This window comes from Frigoribacterium sp. RIT-PI-h (assembly GCF_001297205.1).
In the GTDB taxonomy this organism is placed as follows: domain Bacteria; phylum Actinomycetota; class Actinomycetes; order Actinomycetales; family Microbacteriaceae; genus Frigoribacterium.
The window spans coordinates 1-16,401 of sequence record NZ_LHOZ01000056.1; the positions used below are offsets into that span (position 1 = coordinate 1).

General features: G+C 72.7%; 14 protein-coding genes and 1 pseudogene. 11 read left to right on the forward strand and 4 right to left on the reverse strand.

All coding sequences use genetic code 11. The features are described 5' to 3' along the window. Positions 1-470: dihydrofolate reductase family protein (locus AEQ27_RS05070; protein WP_054145678.1), on the reverse strand; the 470-nt coding region annotated here is incomplete at its 3' end. 121 nt (positions 471-591) lie between these two features. On the opposite strand from AEQ27_RS05070, the gene AEQ27_RS05075 reads away from it, so the two are divergent. The 3 genes from AEQ27_RS05075 to AEQ27_RS05085 all read left to right on the forward strand — a co-directional run bounded on the left by AEQ27_RS05075 (position 592) and on the right by AEQ27_RS05085 (position 4,097). Further along, positions 592-2,544 carry a hypothetical protein gene (locus AEQ27_RS05075; RefSeq protein WP_152970175.1) on the forward strand — a complete coding sequence of 651 codons (1,953 nt, stop codon included), beginning with the start codon at positions 592-594 and terminating at the stop codon, positions 2,542-2,544. Continuing rightward, the gene (locus AEQ27_RS05080) at positions 2,535-3,272 is read left to right on the forward strand and encodes a hypothetical protein (protein ID WP_152970176.1); all 738 of its coding nucleotides are present in this window, start codon (positions 2,535-2,537) and stop codon (positions 3,270-3,272) included. The genes AEQ27_RS05075 and AEQ27_RS05080 overlap by 10 nt, the downstream gene beginning before the upstream one ends. An 87-nt stretch (positions 3,273-3,359) precedes the next feature. Continuing rightward, entirely contained in the window at positions 3,360-4,097 is a 738-nt protein-coding gene (locus AEQ27_RS05085) for a hypothetical protein (protein ID WP_054145681.1), read from the forward strand. Between the two features lie 167 nt (positions 4,098-4,264). On the opposite strand, the gene AEQ27_RS05090 is transcribed toward AEQ27_RS05085, so the two are convergent. Further along, positions 4,265-4,753 carry a GNAT family N-acetyltransferase gene (locus tag AEQ27_RS05090; protein ID WP_054145682.1) on the reverse strand — a complete coding sequence of 163 codons (489 nt, stop codon included), beginning with the start codon at positions 4,751-4,753 and terminating at the stop codon, positions 4,265-4,267. A 178-nt stretch (positions 4,754-4,931) separates the two neighbouring features. Between AEQ27_RS05090 and AEQ27_RS05095 the strand changes: the two genes are divergently transcribed. The 3 genes from AEQ27_RS05095 (at position 4,932) to AEQ27_RS05105 (ending at position 7,099) form a co-directional block, all read left to right on the forward strand. Then, positions 4,932-5,282 carry an SdpI family protein gene (locus AEQ27_RS05095; RefSeq protein ID WP_054145683.1) on the forward strand — a complete coding sequence of 117 codons (351 nt, stop codon included), beginning with the start codon at positions 4,932-4,934 and terminating at the stop codon, positions 5,280-5,282. A 115-nt stretch (positions 5,283-5,397) separates the two neighbouring features. Continuing rightward, the gene (locus AEQ27_RS16440) at positions 5,398-6,072 is read left to right on the forward strand and encodes a G5 domain-containing protein (RefSeq protein ID WP_161805495.1); all 675 of its coding nucleotides are present in this window, start codon (positions 5,398-5,400) and stop codon (positions 6,070-6,072) included. 184 nt (positions 6,073-6,256) lie between these two features. Then, on the forward strand, positions 6,257-7,099 hold the full coding sequence (locus tag AEQ27_RS05105; protein ID WP_054145684.1) for a nuclease-related domain-containing protein: 843 nt from the start codon (positions 6,257-6,259) through the stop codon (positions 7,097-7,099). Between the two features lie 90 nt (positions 7,100-7,189). Here the strand turns inward: AEQ27_RS05105 and AEQ27_RS05110 are convergent, their stop codons facing one another. Together AEQ27_RS05110 and AEQ27_RS05115 are read right to left on the reverse strand one after the other, a co-directional pair. Continuing rightward, entirely contained in the window at positions 7,190-7,471 is a 282-nt protein-coding gene (locus tag AEQ27_RS05110; protein ID WP_054145685.1) for a hypothetical protein, read from the reverse strand. A gap of 9 nt (positions 7,472-7,480) precedes the next feature. Then, entirely contained in the window at positions 7,481-7,765 is a 285-nt protein-coding gene (locus AEQ27_RS05115; RefSeq protein ID WP_054145686.1) for a hypothetical protein, read from the reverse strand. Positions 7,766-8,313: 548 nt separating this feature from the next. On the opposite strand from AEQ27_RS05115, the gene AEQ27_RS05120 reads away from it, so the two are divergent. The 5 genes and pseudogenes from AEQ27_RS05120 to AEQ27_RS05140 all read left to right on the forward strand — a co-directional run bounded on the left by AEQ27_RS05120 (position 8,314) and on the right by AEQ27_RS05140 (position 16,273). Next, a complete protein-coding gene (locus tag AEQ27_RS05120; RefSeq protein WP_082383269.1) occupies positions 8,314-9,996 on the forward strand; it encodes an ABC transporter substrate-binding protein in 1,683 nt (560 codons plus the stop codon). Beyond that, positions 9,993-11,156, forward strand: a complete 1,164-nt coding sequence (locus tag AEQ27_RS05125) for an ABC transporter permease (RefSeq protein ID WP_235450984.1) — start codon at positions 9,993-9,995, stop codon at positions 11,154-11,156. Before AEQ27_RS05120 ends, AEQ27_RS05125 begins: the two co-directional genes overlap by 4 nt. Next, entirely contained in the window at positions 11,153-12,199 is a 1,047-nt protein-coding gene (locus AEQ27_RS05130) for an ABC transporter permease (RefSeq protein ID WP_235450985.1), read from the forward strand. Before AEQ27_RS05125 ends, AEQ27_RS05130 begins: the two co-directional genes overlap by 4 nt. A gap of 146 nt (positions 12,200-12,345) precedes the next feature. After that, positions 12,346-13,935 (forward strand): annotated as a pseudogene (locus AEQ27_RS16445) (ATP-binding cassette domain-containing protein); the annotation flags it as partial. A gap of 283 nt (positions 13,936-14,218) precedes the next feature. Beyond that, positions 14,219-16,273 carry a CocE/NonD family hydrolase gene (locus AEQ27_RS05140; RefSeq protein ID WP_054145688.1) on the forward strand — a complete coding sequence of 685 codons (2,055 nt, stop codon included), beginning with the start codon at positions 14,219-14,221 and terminating at the stop codon, positions 16,271-16,273. Positions 16,274-16,401 lie beyond the last annotated feature (128 nt).

Here is a 16,401-nt window from a genome sequence, read left to right on the forward strand (position 1 = left end):
GGGTGGGGGAGGCCGGCGAGCAGGTAGGGGCCGTGGCCGGCGACCCAGGGGTAGACGGTGGACTCGTACTCGTCGACCAGGCCCCAGCCGACGACGGCGGTGGCGGAGGTTGAACCTCCGAGGCGAAGCGGGCCTCCGGGGCGGCTCTTCAGCTCGCGCACCGCCTCGCGCAGGTCTCCGCCGAGCAGCTCGGCGTTCCAGTTGACACCCTCGAGCGTCGTCGACGCCACGTACTTCGGGATCTCGTGGATGGCGAGGGCGAAGGGCTGCATCCAGTCGGGGAACGCGTCGGAGGCGGGCGGGCGCGAGGACTGCTCCATCAGCTCGTAGATGACCCTCCCGAACAGCAGACCGTCGGCCTGCGCGAGAGCCTCCGTGGCGAGCTGGTGGATCTCGACGTCCGGCCGGCCTCCACGGTGGTCGATACAGCCGTCAAGCGTGACGTTGATGGAGTACGTGAGCGTCCTCATGCCGGGGAGGCCAGCCCCGTCGTGGTGTCGCCACCAGAGGTGCCCCCCAACCAGGGCACCGGCGGGCAATCGACCCTGCGGGTCGTGCAGAATTGAGGTATCCACGCCTATCATCAGAGGCATGGGGGTTCATTTCGACGACGCTGCCGCGTCCGCGCTGATCAGGGTCGCGCGGGCCGCAGACGACGCATTCACAGGGCAGGGGACGACTCGGCGCAGCGCCGCCGAGACGGCCATGGACGGCTTCAGCGGGGGCTACGCCGACCTCTTCCGCATCGCCTGCGCAACCGAGTCCGAGGAGCGCGGCCGACTCGCCCGCGCCATGGACGACCTCGCCCAGCAGGTCGAGAAGGCCAGGCAACAAGCCACCGCCGAGAACGCCCGCCGCGACGAACTGGCCTCGTGGCAGGCGCGCGACACCGAGCGCGACGACCGGAACCGCGCCTCCTTCATGGGAGATCTCGTGGGCGACGTCGAGGAGTTCTTCGACCCCCGACCCACCACGCCGCCCGTCTCGCCCACGCCGATTTCGGTCGCGTTCTCGAGCACCCAGCGCACCCGGACGAGCAGCGGCAACGGGTCCGGAACCAGCAGCGCTACGACCGAGAACCTGCGGACGTTCGTCGTCCAGGCGAAGGCGTGCAACGTCGTCCTGCGTCAGCAGCTCGGCCTCGTGTCCGACGCCTGGGCACGCTTCGTCGGCGGCAGCTCGTGGATTCCGCTCGGGACCGTCTCGTTCGTCGACGGCGGGTCACGACTGGCCGACGAGAACGACGAGGACGTCGCCTGGGTCGAGCACATCGCGACCGCCTTCGAGCAGGCCGGCAGCGGCACGCTCACCAACCGCTCCCTCGACCTGGCCGTCGCCGCCTTCCTCGAGGCCCAGGGCAACGACCCGGTCGACCTGCTCTCGCACATGGACCCCGAGGTCGCGGCCGCGTGGCTCGCCGCGAACCCGAGCGTCCTCGAGGGGCTCGTGACGTCTCCGCCCGCATGGGGCACGCCCTCCACGATCCTGCAGGCGATCGTCGCCGCCGAGCGCGCCATCGGGGCCGACCCCCTGCACTACGCCTCGGTGCTGCAGCAGCTCTACGTCACACGGGCCGCCGAGAAGACCGGCATCGACCTGGCGACCTGGGACACCTCACGGGGTGCCCCGGCCCTCATGGGCCAGGTGGCCGGATCGTACGAGTACTACGCGTCGCTGTACCTGGACAACCCCGACTTCACCTGGGCAGGCATGGCCAACCTCGTGGGGCCGGACTTCGCCGCCGGGTTCCTCGACCTGCACTCGTTCCGCGACCACATCGCAACGATCGCCCCGCTCCTGCCGCCGTCGATGCGGCCGCTCACCGACCAGGTGGCCCAGATGGGTGACGACGAGCTCGCCTTCTACGAGAAGACCTTCCTCGACATGCAGAAGAACATCTTCTACGACGCCTCGACGATGCACGAGGCGTACCTCGCCGACGGCATGGCGGGCATCACCGAACTGCAGGCCGCCGGGTTGCTCAAGGGGCCGAACCAGAGCGAGCAGCAGGCCGCCCTCTCGTCGCAGACCACCTTGCAGGCCTGGCAGGACATCGACACCGGCATCCGCACCGGCAACACCGACCTCGTCGACTCGGGCAACGAGGCGCTCCTCTATCGTGAACAGCACGACACGATCCAGCGCAGCTACGACCAGATGCGCGACCACGAGCCGACCGGGGAGGCACTGACGACCATGCCCGGAATCGTCGGCGACGCGTCCATCCCCGACACCAAGACGCTCGGCCAGTACGAGGGCGGCTTCTCGGTTCCCCTCGACTACGTGCCGACCCTCCCGGGGGTCCAAGGCCAGATCGAGACCTTCAACATCCCGACCACGAACATCTCGGAATTCGACGTGCGCTGGGACTACATCGAGAACGACCCCCTGCCCGCGTGGCAGGAGCTCGCGCCCGGCGACCCCGAGCGGGCCCGCGAGCTCGTCGGCGGTTCCGTTCCCGACCGCATCGACGACCGACGTCTCGACCACCGCCTCGGTGGCCTGCTCGACGACCTGCACGACACGGAGTTCGTATGGCAGTGAGCCGCACCCGCCGCCTGGCAGTGACCCTGGTGGTCGCGACCACGGTCGGCCTGCTCGCCGGCTGCACACCCGCAGCCGAGCCGACCCCCAGCACCTCCAGCCGACCCGACGGAAGCGAGCCCGCCGTGACCCACAACGGTCCGCAGCCCACAGCCATGACCACCGAGGACGGCGTCGAGGTCTGGGACCTCACCGTGCCGCCCAGCGCCGAGGCCTTCGGCATCGACACGAGTGACGGCTCGTCGTCGCGGGTCCGGCCCGGCGCGTACAGCTCGTCGGGCGGCGGGGGACGCCCGGTGCGGTTCCTCCTGCCGGGGGGCAAGACGGTCGACGTGCGCGCCAACGAGGTGATCTTCCAGCTCAACGACTCACCCGAGGGGGTCACCGATCCCACGTCCGGCAAGGTGCTGGTGCCCGCGGGCCGCAAGTTCTCGCTGCGCGTCGACGCGCCCGCCGCCGAAGGGGCCGAAGCAGGCGTGGCCGCCTATGAGGAGGCGCTGGCTGCGGTGGGACTGCCTGCCGACACCGTGGACGAGCTGCGACAGAAGATCGACGGCGGTCCGACCGGCCGGCCGGGTGATGCCCCGCAGTCGATGGGCGTCAGTGCGGACCTGCCGCGTCAGCAGGGCGTCGGGTTCGGGGTGAGCACGACGTTCCAGCCGGACTCGGACGACCTGGTGTTCTTGCTCGAGTACGACGCGGACTGGGACGTCGTCCCGATCCCGTGACGTGACCTCCGGTTGCTTCGATTTCGTCGTCTTCACGATCTCAGGACCATCCCGACTGCTCGACGACCTGCACGACACGGAGCTCGCATGGCATCGACCCGCGGCCGCCGCCTGGCCGCCACCCTGGTGGTCGCGACCATGGTCGGACTGCTCGCCGGCTGCACGCCCGCGGCCGAGCCTGCCCCTGGCACATCGAGTCGATCCGACGGACGCGAGCTGAGCGTGAGCCACCATGGTCCGCAGCCCACAGCCATGACGACCGAAGACGGGGTCGAGGTCTGGGACCTCACCGTGCCGCCGAGCGCCGAGGCGTTCGGCATCGACACGAGCGACGGTTCGACGTCGGGGGTGCAGGTGGGTGCGTACAGCTCGTCGGGCGGCGGGGGGCGCCCGGTGCGCTTCGTGTTGCCCGGGGGCACGTCCGTCGACGTCCGGGCGAACGAGGTCACCTTCCAGCTCGACGACTCGCCGGAGGGTGTCGACGATCCGACGACCGGCGAGGTGCTCGTGCCCGCCGGGCGGTCGTTCGGCTTGCGGGTGGACACGCCCGCCGTCGAAGGGGTCGACGCCGGCGTGGCCGGCTATGAGGAGGCGCTCGAAGGGCTCGGTCTGCCCTCGGACACCGTCGGCGAACTCCAGCAGAAGATCGCGGCCGGTCCGACCGGCAGACCGGGCGACGCCCCGGAGCGGATCGCCGTCAGCGCCTCCCTCCCACGAGAGCAGGGGATGCAGTTCGGGGTGGGGACGCGATTCCGGCCGGACCAGGACATCACGGTGTTCCTGCTCGAGTACTCCGCGAACTGGGACGTCGTCCCGATCCCGTGATCCGTTGCCCGTTGCCCGTTGCCCGTTGCCCGTCACCCGGCGAGCCCCGCGACTCGCCTCTGCAGCCGGGGGGTTGAGTGGTCGCGAATCGTCGTTCGGGCAATGGTCAAGGACGATCCGGGACCACTCGATGACGGGAGGGGCGGACGTGGACCGACCCGCGCCTCCTAGGGGGTCGTCGGGTGGAGGTCGGCGAGGGGGCGCGACCAGGCGACCTCGCGGGCGAGCTGGCCGGTGGCGCGGAAGAGCTGCACCTGGTGCGTGTCGGGGAGGGCCGCGGCGAGGGCGTCGCGGTCGGCGGGGGTGAAGCCGAGCTTCTGCCAGAAGGGTCCGGAGCGGCGGGAGAAGAGCCAAGCGTGGCGGGCTCCGTGCGCGGCGGCGTCGGCGAGGGCGTGGCGGGCGAGACGGGAGCCCGCGCCGCGCGTGCGGGCGGGGGGAGCGACGGCGACGCTGCGGATCAGGGCGTGCCGGCCGTCGGGGCTCAGCTCGTAGCCGGTGCTGCCGACCACCGTGCCGGTGGCGTCACGGTCGACCCAGAGCCAAAGGCGCGGCGTGGGGGAGGCGAGGCCGGCCAGGGTGAGGTCGGCGGCGGCGAGGAAGGCGCGGAGGTCGGCTCGGGCGTCGGCATCGGCCGGGTCGACGGGGACGAGGGGCATGGCGCCATTCTTCCGGGGGGCTCGGTGGGCTTGAGAGGCCCGAGTGGGCAGAAACTGTCCTTCGCCGGCGGCGGAAGGACACTTTCTGCCCACTCGATGCCGTTAGGCCCGACCACGGCGGATGAGAAGGGGCCGCGCGGGGGAACCGCATGGGCCGGCGCCGACCTAGCATCGAGGGATGCTGTTCGTCGTCCCGCTCATCGTGTTCGCCGGGTGCGCCGTCGTCTTCGGCTCGACGCTCGCCGCCGCCCGCGGCCGGCTCGGGGTGAACCATCTCGCCGGCATCCGCTTCCATCACGTCATGGCGTCGCCCGAGGCGTGGCAGGCCGGACATCGGGCAGCACTCGTACCGGTCACGATCGGGTGCGCGCTCGCCGTGGGATCGATCGTCGTGCCGCTCGTCGTCGGCCCGACGGAGGATGCGATTGCGATCTGGGCGATCGGGAGCATGGTCGTTCTGTTGTTCGGGACGCCCGTCGGGACGTGGCGGGCGGATCAGGCGGCGACGGACGTGCTCGCGTCGCCGTAGGGCTTTCGCGACGTCGCATCGGTCTACCCCTGGACGGGGGCTGTCCCTCCGCGGGGATCGACCCGATGCTGTGGATGCCTCACGAACGGATCGTCAGGTGTTGAGGGGAACGACGATGACGTTGTGGTGGAACAGGCTCACGAACACGGGCCGGGTGTTGATCGCGTGTGGCTTCATGGCCTTCTTGCTGGTCGTCGGCGGTGCGGCGAACGCGGCCGCCGTCGGCGCTTTCTCCGGGGCAGGCGAGGCTGCCGGCCCGGACGGTGCGGCGCAGCCCTTCGTCGCCGTCGACGCCACCAAGAGCCCGACCCCCACTCCGACTCCCACCCCCGTCGTCAGCGTCACCCGCGTCGACGAGAGCGAGAGCGTCCCGTTCGAGTCGGTCTCGGTCGACGACCCGAACCGCGACGTCGGCACCAGCGCCGTGACGACCACTGGACAGGCAGGCACGAAGGTCCACACCTACGAGGTGACGACCACCGACGGAGTCGAGACCGCCCGCACCCTCGTCAGCGAGACCGTCACGGTCGCCCCGGTGTCGCAGGTCACGAGCGTCGGAACCCGCGTGCCCTACGTCGCCCCGGCACCTGTCGCGGCCCCGGCGCCGGCTCCGGCCGCGGGTGGGTGCGACTCGAACTACTCCGGGGCGTGCGTCCCCGTCGCGTCTGACGTCGACTGCGCCGGAGGCAGCGGCAACGGCCCCGCGTACGTCCAGGGGCCGGTCACCGTCGTCGGCTCGGACGTCTACGACCTCGACCGTGACGGCGACGGGATCGCCTGCGACCTGTAGGAAGTCCCCAGGACCGCCCTGGCTGAGGGTCGAGTGGTCCCGGAGTGTCCTTCCCGCGCCCGGGGGAGGACGTTTTGGGACCACTCGATCGAGCCCGCCGAGGTAGAGCGCGAGCTGACCTCACAACGGGGGCTCGTCTACCCGTCACGTGTCGCCCTACCGTGTGGGCAGGGGGGGGAATCACATGAGCGAGACCGTGGCGCGCGGAAGCGTGGCGATGACGTTGAAGGCCCGGCGACCGGCCTACTCGGTGATGCAGGAGTGCCTCCGAGTCCAGGCCGTCGCACCCGCCCTCACCCGGCGGCAACGGTTCTTCGGCAGCGATCCGCTGTCGGCCGACGCCCGCAGCTGGTACCAGGGAGCCCTCGGCGAGATCGAGGTCGCCCGCGTGCTCGCCGAGCTCGGGCCCGAATGGACCGTGCTGCACTCCGTCCCGGTCGGCTCGGGAGAGTCCGACATCGACCACGTGGTCATCGGTCCGACGGGCGTCTTCACCGTCAACACCAAGCACCACGCCGGCAAGAAGGTCTGGGTCGGCGGCGGCACGTTCATGGTCGACGGGCACCGGACCACGCACTCGCGCAACTCGGCGTACGAGGCGACCCGCGCCTCCCGGCTGTTGTCGGCGGCGGCGGACCTCGAGGTCGCCGTGACGCCCGTCATCGTCCTCGTCGGGACGGCGTCGCTGACCGTCGGCAAGAAGGCGCCCACGGTGCCGGTGGTCGTGGCCGCCCGCCTGCGGAAGTGGCTCATGAACGGGCCGCGGGTCCATTCGCACGAGGCGCTGGCCTACCTGACCATGGTCGCCGAAGAGCGCGGCACCTGGCACACGGAGGCGCTGGTGCTGACGGACACGCTCCGTCACGAACACCGCTTCGAGCGCCTGCGCCGCGACATCGACGACGCGGCCCGACGTCGGCGCCGGTGGCGTATGGGCACGGCGCTCGGCATTCTCGGGGCGAGCGGGGGCGTCGCCATCGCGGTGGTGGCGACGGTCACGAGCACGGTCGTCTCGGCCTTCGGGTAGGTGCCCTGCGCCGTGGGTCCTGTGCCGTGGACCCTGAGCCCTCGGCCTTGCGACGGCAAGGCCGCCCGTAGTGATCCGGTACGTACCGGATCACCGCGCGAGCGATGACACCACGCGGGTGGCCGCCGCGGTCACGGCGGCAAGAGCTGCAGCGATCAGTGCGAACGCCGACCAGACGGCGAGGTCGGCGTGCTGCAGGTGCAGGCCGACGAGGAACGCGGCGAGCGCGACCACGGCGACGGCTGCCCAGAGCGCCAGTGCGCGGGCACTCCACCGGCGCGCCCGGGTCGTCGTTCCCCCCGATGCCCGGCGGGCCGCGAGGAGTGCAGCAGCGGTGAGCAGGGCCGGCACGAAGGCGACGAGGTTGATCACGGGGGCCGATCAGGAGGCGCGGGTTGGTCGCCTCGCGACGGCCCACCTCACCAGCACGACCAGTGCGAGCACGAGGGCCGTCGCCAGGGCGGCGAGTCCGAAGGTCCCGAGCACGGCGGCCGCGGTTCGACGGATGGTCAGCCAGTCGACGGGTGGCTCCGTCGAGTACCGGACGCTGCCCGTCGGGCCGAACGGCGTCCAGACGAGCAGCACGGCCACGCCGTAGGCCACGGCACCGACGATCGTGGCGACGACGGCCAGGCGGCCGAGGCGGAGAGTGGTCGTGATGGCCATGCCCAAAGACTAGAGCGCGGCACGGAGCCGGTCGGAGTCCCGCTCCGAGGGTCACCCTGGTCACCCCGGCTACCCCGGTCTCGCCGGTCGTCCGGCCCGAGCGAGGAGACCGAGTGGGCAGAAGATGCTGCTCGGTGGCTCGGGACGAGCACCTTCTGCCCACTCGAGCGAGCACCGGGGTGACGGGCGCGGGCTGGCCTGCTCGCGCCTCCTTCTCAGACCTCGATGCCGAACAGGCGGGTGGATCGAGTGGTCACAAAACGTCCTTCGTGGGGCGGGGAAGGACGTTTTGGGACCACTCGACCGAGATCGGAGGGCGAGCTCGAGGAGGCGCGGGTCGCGTCGGCGAGGCGTCCTCGTGTAACGAGTGGGTGAAGACTGCAGCCCGTGCAGGGTGCGGCACGGGCACGCCCGCTTCCGCGGCGGGACGCGGAGAACCAGGGCTGCGGGGAGGTGCCGACCCGCGCCTCCTGGGCTCCCGTGAACTGGCCGCGGCCGCGAACCTCCCTTATCGTTCACCCGAACGATAAACGGAAGGCCATCCCCGCATGACACCGATCGTCCCCGAACACCGACACGCGCTCAGCCCGGCGCGAGGCGCCGACGGCAGCGCAGGACCGAGCCGCGCAGACCGCAGCGCAGGCCCGAGCGGCACAGGCCCGAGCCGCCGCATCGTCCTCGCCGGCGCCGCAGGACTCGCCGGCCTCGGCCTGTTGACCCTCGCAGGCTGCACCCCCGCCCGCAGCACCCCGCCCATCCCCGAAGCCGCCGCCACCGGCACCCCGCGCCGCGGCGGACGCCTGCGCATCGCGCGCCCGGCCGCCTCCGCCGCCGAGACCCTCGACTCCGCCAGCTCGCTCTCGGCCTACGAGTACCTCGGCGCCCTCTACAACCGGCTCGTCAAGCTCGACGACGCCGGCGTCACCGTGCCCGACCTCGCCGACGACTGGTCCGCCAACGCCGACGGCGCGAGCTGGACCTTCCGCCTGCGCGAGGGCGTCCGCTTCCACGACGGCCGCCGGTTCACCGCCGCCGGCGCCATCTACTCGATCGAGCACATCCTCGACCCCGACACCGCCTCACCCCAGGGTGAGGTCCTCGCCGCGGTGATCGGCCCCGGCGGCATGACCGCCGTCGACCCGCTCACCCTGCGCTTCGACCTGCTCACGCCGAACGCCGAGTTCCCCTCGCTGCTCACCGCGTACCAGTGCTACATCGTGCCCGAGGGCAGCGCCGACCCCGGCCAGGGCGGCGGCATCGGCCGCACCGGCATCGGCACCGGCCCGTTCCGCCTGTCGAGCTTCGAGCCCGCCGGCACCGGCAGCGTCGAGGCGTTCGAGGACCACTTCGCCGGCCGCCCGGTGCTCGACGGCATCGACTTCTTCTCGATCCAGGACACCACCGCCCGCGTCAACGCCCTCCTCGCCGGCCAGATCGACCTGATCAGCCAGACCAACCTCGACTTCGCCACCGCCCAGGTCGTCAGCGCCTCAGCGGGCGCCACCGTCGCGCGCGCTCCCGACGCCCAGTGGTACACGATCCCGATGCTCGCCACGAGCGCCGAGTTCCGCGACCCGCTCGTGCGCCAGGCGATGAAGCTGGCCTACGACCCGCAAGCCGTCGTCGCCACCGCGCTGCAGGGCACCGGCTCGCCCGGCTGGGACAACCCCGTGCCTCCCTCGCAGGCCGTCTGGCTCGACGACCAGCGCGCCTACGACCCCGACCAGGCCCGCGCCCTGCTCAAGCAGGCCGGCCGCGAGGGACTGAAGACCGAGATCTACACGTCGAGCTACGAGTCGGTCTTCACCCCGATGGCGGTCGCCTACCGCGACGCCGTGCGCGACGCGGGCATCGACCTGACCGTGCGCAACGCCTCGTCCGACTCGTACTACACGCAGATCTGGATGCAGAAGCCCCTCATGGTCAGCTACTGGTTCACCGGCCGCCCCATCGACCAGCTGCTCAACCAGATCTTCCGCACCGGCTCGTCGTACAACGAGAGCGCCTGGTCGAACCCGACCTTCGATTCGCTGCTCGACGACGCCCGCGCCGAGATGGACGACACCCGCCGCATGACGCTCTACCAGGACGCCCAGCGCATCGTCGTCGAGGACTCCGCCGACATGACCCCCATGTTCGGCGACCGCCTCGTCGGCCTGTCGCGCGACGTCCTCAACTACCGCGAGTTCGGCTTCGAGTTCGACTACCTGCAGATCGGACTCCGCGCATGAGCCCCTCACCGATCGGCGGCGGCACGAACGACCGCGGCTTGAACGACTCCGGCGTCACCCGGCCCACCCCGCCGAGTGCCACCTCCGCCGAGGCCCGCGGACGGGCGGCCACGCGCGCCCTCGAGAAGGAACTCTCCGACGGCGACCCGACCCGCGCCTCCTCGTCCGGCGGCCCCCACACCACGAGCCCGGTCGCCGCGCCCCTGATCGTCGTCGCCCGCCGCGTCGGCACCGCCCTGCTCACCGTGCTGCTCGCCTCGTTCTTCGTCTTCTTCGCGGTGCAGGCCCTGCCCGGTGACGTCGCGCAGCAGCTGCTCGGACAGGACGCCACTCCCGACGCCGTCGCCGCCCTCCGCGAGACGCTCGGCCTGGACCAGAACGTGTGGGTGCGCTACGGCCAGTGGCTGGCCGGCGCCGCGCACGGCGACTTCGGCGTCTCGCTGGTCAGCGGCCTTCCGGTCGGCCCCGACCTGCTGATCGCCTTCCGCAACAGCATGCTGATCGCGCTGCCCGCCATGATCGTCGGCGTCACCCTGTCGCTGACCCTCGGCGTCATCGCCGGCGTCCGCCGTGGCCGCCCGAGCGACCACGCGATCTCGCTGATCAGCCTCGTCGTCATGAGCGTGCCCGAGTTCATGGTCGCCACCGTGCTCGTGCTGCTCTTCGCCATCGCGCTGCCGATCTTCCCGGCAGTCGTGCTGCGCGGCCAGGACGCCACCATCGCCGAGCTGCTACCGAGCATCTGGCTGCCCGTCATCGTGCTGACCCTCGCCATGGCCGCGTACATCGTGCGGACGGCCCGCTCGTCGACGATCGACGTCATGGCGAGCGAGTTCGTCACGACGGCCGAGCTCAAGGGTCTGTCGACGCGCCAGGTCGTCTGGCGTCACGCCGTCCCGAGCGCCCTGCTGCCGACGCTCAACGTCGTCGCGCTGAACGTCGCCTGGCTGCTCGGCGGCGTCGTCGTGGTCGAGAACGTCTTCAACTACCCGGGCATGGGCAAGCTCATGCTCGAGTCCGTGTTCAACCGCGACCTGCCGACGATCCAGGCGATCGCGGTGGTCAGCGCCCTCGTCTACGTGGTGTGCAACCTCGCCGCCGACCTCATCGCGCTCGCCCTCGACCCGAGGCTGCGCACCCGACGGAAGGCCCGCTCATGAGCCCCGCACGCGACAGGACTTCGCCCGCTGACAGCGGCCACGGCGGCACCGGGCACGGCAGTACCGATCTGGACAGGGCCGAGGAGGCGCGGGTCGCCACGACCCCGGACGCCGCCACCCCGGGCCCGCAGGTCGGCGGCCCGGCATCGGCCGGCCCGCAGGCCGCGGGCGGGTGGCCGAGGCGACTGCGCACCAGCGCGACGTCCCTGACCAGCAGCCTCAGCGCCTCCTCGGCCCTGAGCATCGGGCTGGCCCTCATCGCGCTGCACGTGCTGCTGGCGCTGCTCGCCCCGGTGCTGACCGGCCACGACCCGGTCGCCACCGACTCGGGAGCCGCCCTGACCGGCACGAGCTGGGCGCACTGGCTCGGCACGGACCAGTACGGCCGCGACATCCTGTCGCGCACCCTCAACGGAGGCCGCTACGCGCTCGTCGTCACCTTCCTCGCGACGACGATCGCGGTCGGCATCGGCACGGTGCTCGGCTGCGTCACCGCCTACGCCGACAACTGGTTCGACGAGGTCGTCATGCGCATCGTCGACGCCCTGCTCAGCGTGCCGTCGATCCTGGCGCTGCTCGTCGTCGTGACCGTGTTCGACTCGGGCCTCTGGGTGATCGTGCTCGCGGTCACCGTGATCTACGCGCCGGCCGTGACCCGCGTCGTCCGCGGTGCCGCCCGCACCGTCATCACGCAGGACTACGTGACCGCCGCCCGCGCCCGCGGCGAGAAGCCGTTGAGCATCGTGTTCCGTGAGATCGTGCCCAACGTCACCGACGTGGTGCTCGTCGAGTACGCGATGCGCGCCTCCTGGATCGTCCTGCTCATCTCGACCTTGTCGTTCCTCGGGTTCGGGGCCAACCCGCCGACGCCCGACTGGGGACTCATGGTGCAGGAGAACCGCACCGCCCTCACCGTCGTCCCCTGGGGCACGCTCGCCCCCGTCGTCGCCCTCGCCACGCTCGTCATCGGGCTCAACCTCAGCGCGGACGGACTCAGCAAGTCGCTGGGCGTCGACCGCGCGCAGAAAGGGGCGGTCTCGTGACCGAGTCCCTCAGCAGCAGCACCGCCACCACCGCCACCACCGCAGGAGGCGCGGGTCGCCTCGTCGAAGACGCCCCCGTCGTCCGCGTCGACGACCTCTCCATCTCGTACGCCGCCGGTCGCCGCGAGGTGCCGGTCGTGCGGGGCGTGAGCTTCGAGGTCGGCGCCGGACGCGCGCTCGGCCTCGTCGGCGAGAGCGGCAGCGGCAAGTCGACCGTCGCGCGGACCCTGCTCGCCCACTTGCGGCGGGGCTCACGGGTCGTGTCGGGCAGCGTGAGCGTCGCCGGGGACGACGTGTTCGCCCTCGCCGAGCGGGCGCGCCGGGCCCTGCGCGGCGGTACGGCGGCCCTGGTCGCCCAGAACGCCGGCCAGGCGCTCACCCCGTCGATGCGCGTCGGACGCCAGCTGCGCGAGGCACTCGAGAGCCACGGACTGCCCGGCGGCGACGACCGCGTGCTCGAACTCGGGCGACACGGGCGCCGGCCCGGCCCCGAGACGATCGTGCGGCGCTACCCGCACCAGCTCTCGGGCGGACAGCAGCAGCGCGTCGCGATCGCCATGGCCATCGCGGCCCGACCGAAGCTTCTGGTGCTCGACGAGCCGACCACCGCCCTCGACGTCGTGACGCAGTCGGCCGTGCTCGAACTGATCCGCGATCTGGCGGTCGAACTCGGCATGGCGATCGTGCTGGTCAGCCACGACCTCGGCGTCGTGTCGACCATGGCGGACGAGATCGCCGTCATGCACGAGGGCCGGATCGTCGAGCACGCGCCGACCGCGACGCTGTTCGCGGACCCGCAGCACGAGTACACGCGCGAGCTGCTCGCGAGCATCCCACGCGTGCACGCCGCCACCGCACCGCGTTCCGTGCACGGCACCGCGACCAGTCGGGGTGTGCAGCACGAAACGCGGCGCGACGCGGACGTCGCACCCGCTGCACTCGCAGGAGGCGCGGCGCAGGACCCGGGGACTGCACCCGCCCCGGGGCCGGTCGTCACGACGAGCGACCTCGTCGTCCGGTACGGGCGCGGCTTGCCCGCCGCGGTCGACGGCGTCTCGTTCACCATCGGCCGCCGCGAGACCCTCGCCGTCGTGGGGGAGTCCGGCAGCGGCAAGTCCACGCTCGCCACGGCCCTCGCCGGGCTGATCCCCGCCGAGCCGGGCCGGTTCGCCGCCCACGGCCCCGCCGGAGGCGGGCGCGCCCCCCCCCGACCCGCCGCCGGGCGCGGGGCGGCGCGGCGCCGGTCGACCCAGCTGATCTTCCAGACCGCCGACCCCTCGCTCACCCCCCGCCGCACCGTCGGCGCCGCGATCGCCCGACCGCTCAAGCTCTTCACCGGCGAGTCGAGTCCCGAGCGCGCCGCCGAACTGCTCGTCGAAGTCGGCCTGCCCCCCGAGTTCGCCTCCCGCCCGCCCGCCCAGCTCCCGGGCGGTCAACGCCAGCGCGCCGGCATCGCCCGGGCGCTCGCCGCCGGGCCCGAGCTGATCATCGCCGACGAGATCCCGACGGCCCTCGACGTCCGCGTGCAGGCCGGCGTGCTCGACCTGCTCGCCGGACTGCGTGACGAGAAGGGGCTCAGCTGCCGCTTCATCAGCCACGACCTCGCGGTCGTCCGCGGCGTCGCCGACCGGGTCGCCGTGATGACCGGCGGCCGCATCGTCGAGGTCGGCCCGACCGAACGCGTCTTCCAGGGGCCGAACCACCCGTACACACGCACCCTGCTCGACGCCACGCTCGACCCGGGCACGACCGAGCTGCCCGACGTCGGCGACGCGCGCCCGCGCTGGCGGGACGCCGGCGGGGGGGACGACCCCGGCGCCGGACCCCGCGGGAAGCGCGGGGAGGCGATGGGAGCACGGGCGGCGCGGCCGGCCGGGGCCCGGGGGAGACGGGCGGGGGGACGGCGGGCGCGACCCGCGCCTCCTCGGCGACCCGCGCCTCCTGCAGGAGCCGGCCTGGGCCGGCGCGGGCCGCACCCTGGGTGCCCCGCGGCCCGACCTCGCCGAGACCCGACCGCCGGTGTCCGACCGTCCCCGGGGCAGCGGCCCGCTCGAGGTGCAGGTGCGCGACGAGTGGGTGCCGCTGCCCGACGGGACGCGGCTGCACGCCCGCATCTGGGCTCCCGTGGTCGACGAGCCCGTGCCGGTGCTGCTCGAGTACCTGCCCTACCGGCTCGACGACTGGACGGCCCCGCGCGACAGCGAGCGCCACCCCTGGTACGCCGCCCACGGTTACGCGTCGGTGCGGGTCGACATCCGCGGCACGGGATCGAGCGACGGCCTGTTCGACGACGAGTACTCCGAGCAGGAGCTCGACGACGGCATCGCGCTGATCGAGTGGCTCGCCGCCCAGCCCTGGTCGACCGGCGCCGTCGGGGCGTTCGGCATCTCGTGGGGCGGGTTCAACGCGCTGCAGCTGGCCGGGCGGGCTCCGGTGGCGCTCAAGGCGATCGTCACCGTCTGCTCGACCGACGACCGCTACGACAACGACGTGCACTACTTTGGCGGTGCCGTGCTCGGCATCGACATGGCGTCGTGGGGTGGCACGATGTTCGCCTTCAACTCGCGGCCGCCGCGGCCCGAGGTCGTCGGCGCCGACTGGGTGGCCCGCTGGCGGGAACGCCTCGAGCACAACCGTCCGATGACGACGACGTGGCTCTCGCACCAGGAACGCGACGACTACTGGCGGCACGGCAGCGTCTGCGAGGACTACTCGTCGATCACGGCGGCCGTCCTCGCCGTGGGCGGCTGGGCCGACCCGTACCGCGACGCCGTCCTGCGACTGGTCGAGAACGTCGACGCGCCGGGCAAGGGCATCATCGGGCCGGGGTCGCACCAGTACCCCGACCGCGGCTTCGCCCCCGGACCGGGCATCGGATTCTTGCAGGAGACCCTGCGCTGGTGGGACCGCTGGCTGCTCGACTGCCCCAACGGCGCCGACGCCGAGCCCGCGCTCCGTGCCTGGATCAACGACTCCGAGCCGCCCGCGACGTACTACGCCGAGCGGACCGGCCGGTGGGTCGCCGCGTCGTCGTGGCCGGCTCGCGAGACCGAGGCGCGGACCGTGCCGGTGGACTCGCTGCGCGGCGGGGCGGACGGCCCCGTCGTCGTGCGCTCGCCGCAGAGCACCGGGCTCGACGCCGGGCGGGTCTTCCCGCTCGGCAACGCGACCGACCTGCCGCCCGACCCGCGCGCCGAGGACGGCCGCTCGGGCTGCTTCGACCCGCCGGTCGCCCCCCCGCCCGACGTGCTGGGCAGCGTCGTGGCCGCCCTCGCCGTGACGAGCGACGTGCCCGACGGCACCGTGATCGTGCGCCTGTGCGACGTCGCCCCCGACGGTGCGTCGACGCTCGTGACCCGCGGCGTGCTCAACCTCAACAAGCGGAACGGACGCGACCGCGCCGACGACCCCATGGAGGCGCGGGTCGAGCAGGTCGTGCGCGTCGCCCTGGTCTCGACCGGGCACTCCTTCCCGGCCGGCCACCGCCTCCGGATCGCCCTGTCGAGCGCCTACTGGCCGTGGGTCTGGCCGCACCCGGTCGAGGCGACCCTCACGGTCGACCCGGCTCGCAGCAGCGTCATGCTGCCGGTGTGGACGCGCGGGCCCGGCGACGGGTCGGTGGAGCGTCCGGTCGACGACGGCGTCGTGTTCGAGGCGCCCGAGCGGGCCGAGCCCCTGGCGATCCGTGCCCTGCCCTCGGCGTCGGACCTGCCGCAGCGCAGCGTGTCGCACGACGTCGGCACCGGCGAGTGGGTGCTCGACGTCGACCCCGGCTACGGCGGCGGGCGCGAGTACCCCGACGGGCTGGTCTTCACCGAGGACAGCCGCGAGACCTACCGCATCGTCGACGGCGACCCGCTGGCGGCGTCGGCCGAGGCGCGCTGGGCGATCGGACTCGAGAAGCCGACCTGGAAGGCGCGGCTCGAGACGACATCCCGCGTGACGGCGTCGGCGGAGGCGTTCCGGGTCGAGAACACCGTGCGGGCCTGGGCCCGGGACGGCGGACCCGACGCCGAGACGGTGCTCGTCGCCGACCGGACCTTCGACGAGCTCGTGCCGCGGACGTCCGCATGAGCGGCGGGGGCGGGGGGGGCGGCGCGGGCGGGCTGCGCGGCGGGGGGACAGGGGGCGCGGGCACGCGCGTGGGGGGGGAGACGGGCGTCCGTCGGGCCACGGTAGTAGCCGGTGCCCGCAGGGGGAGT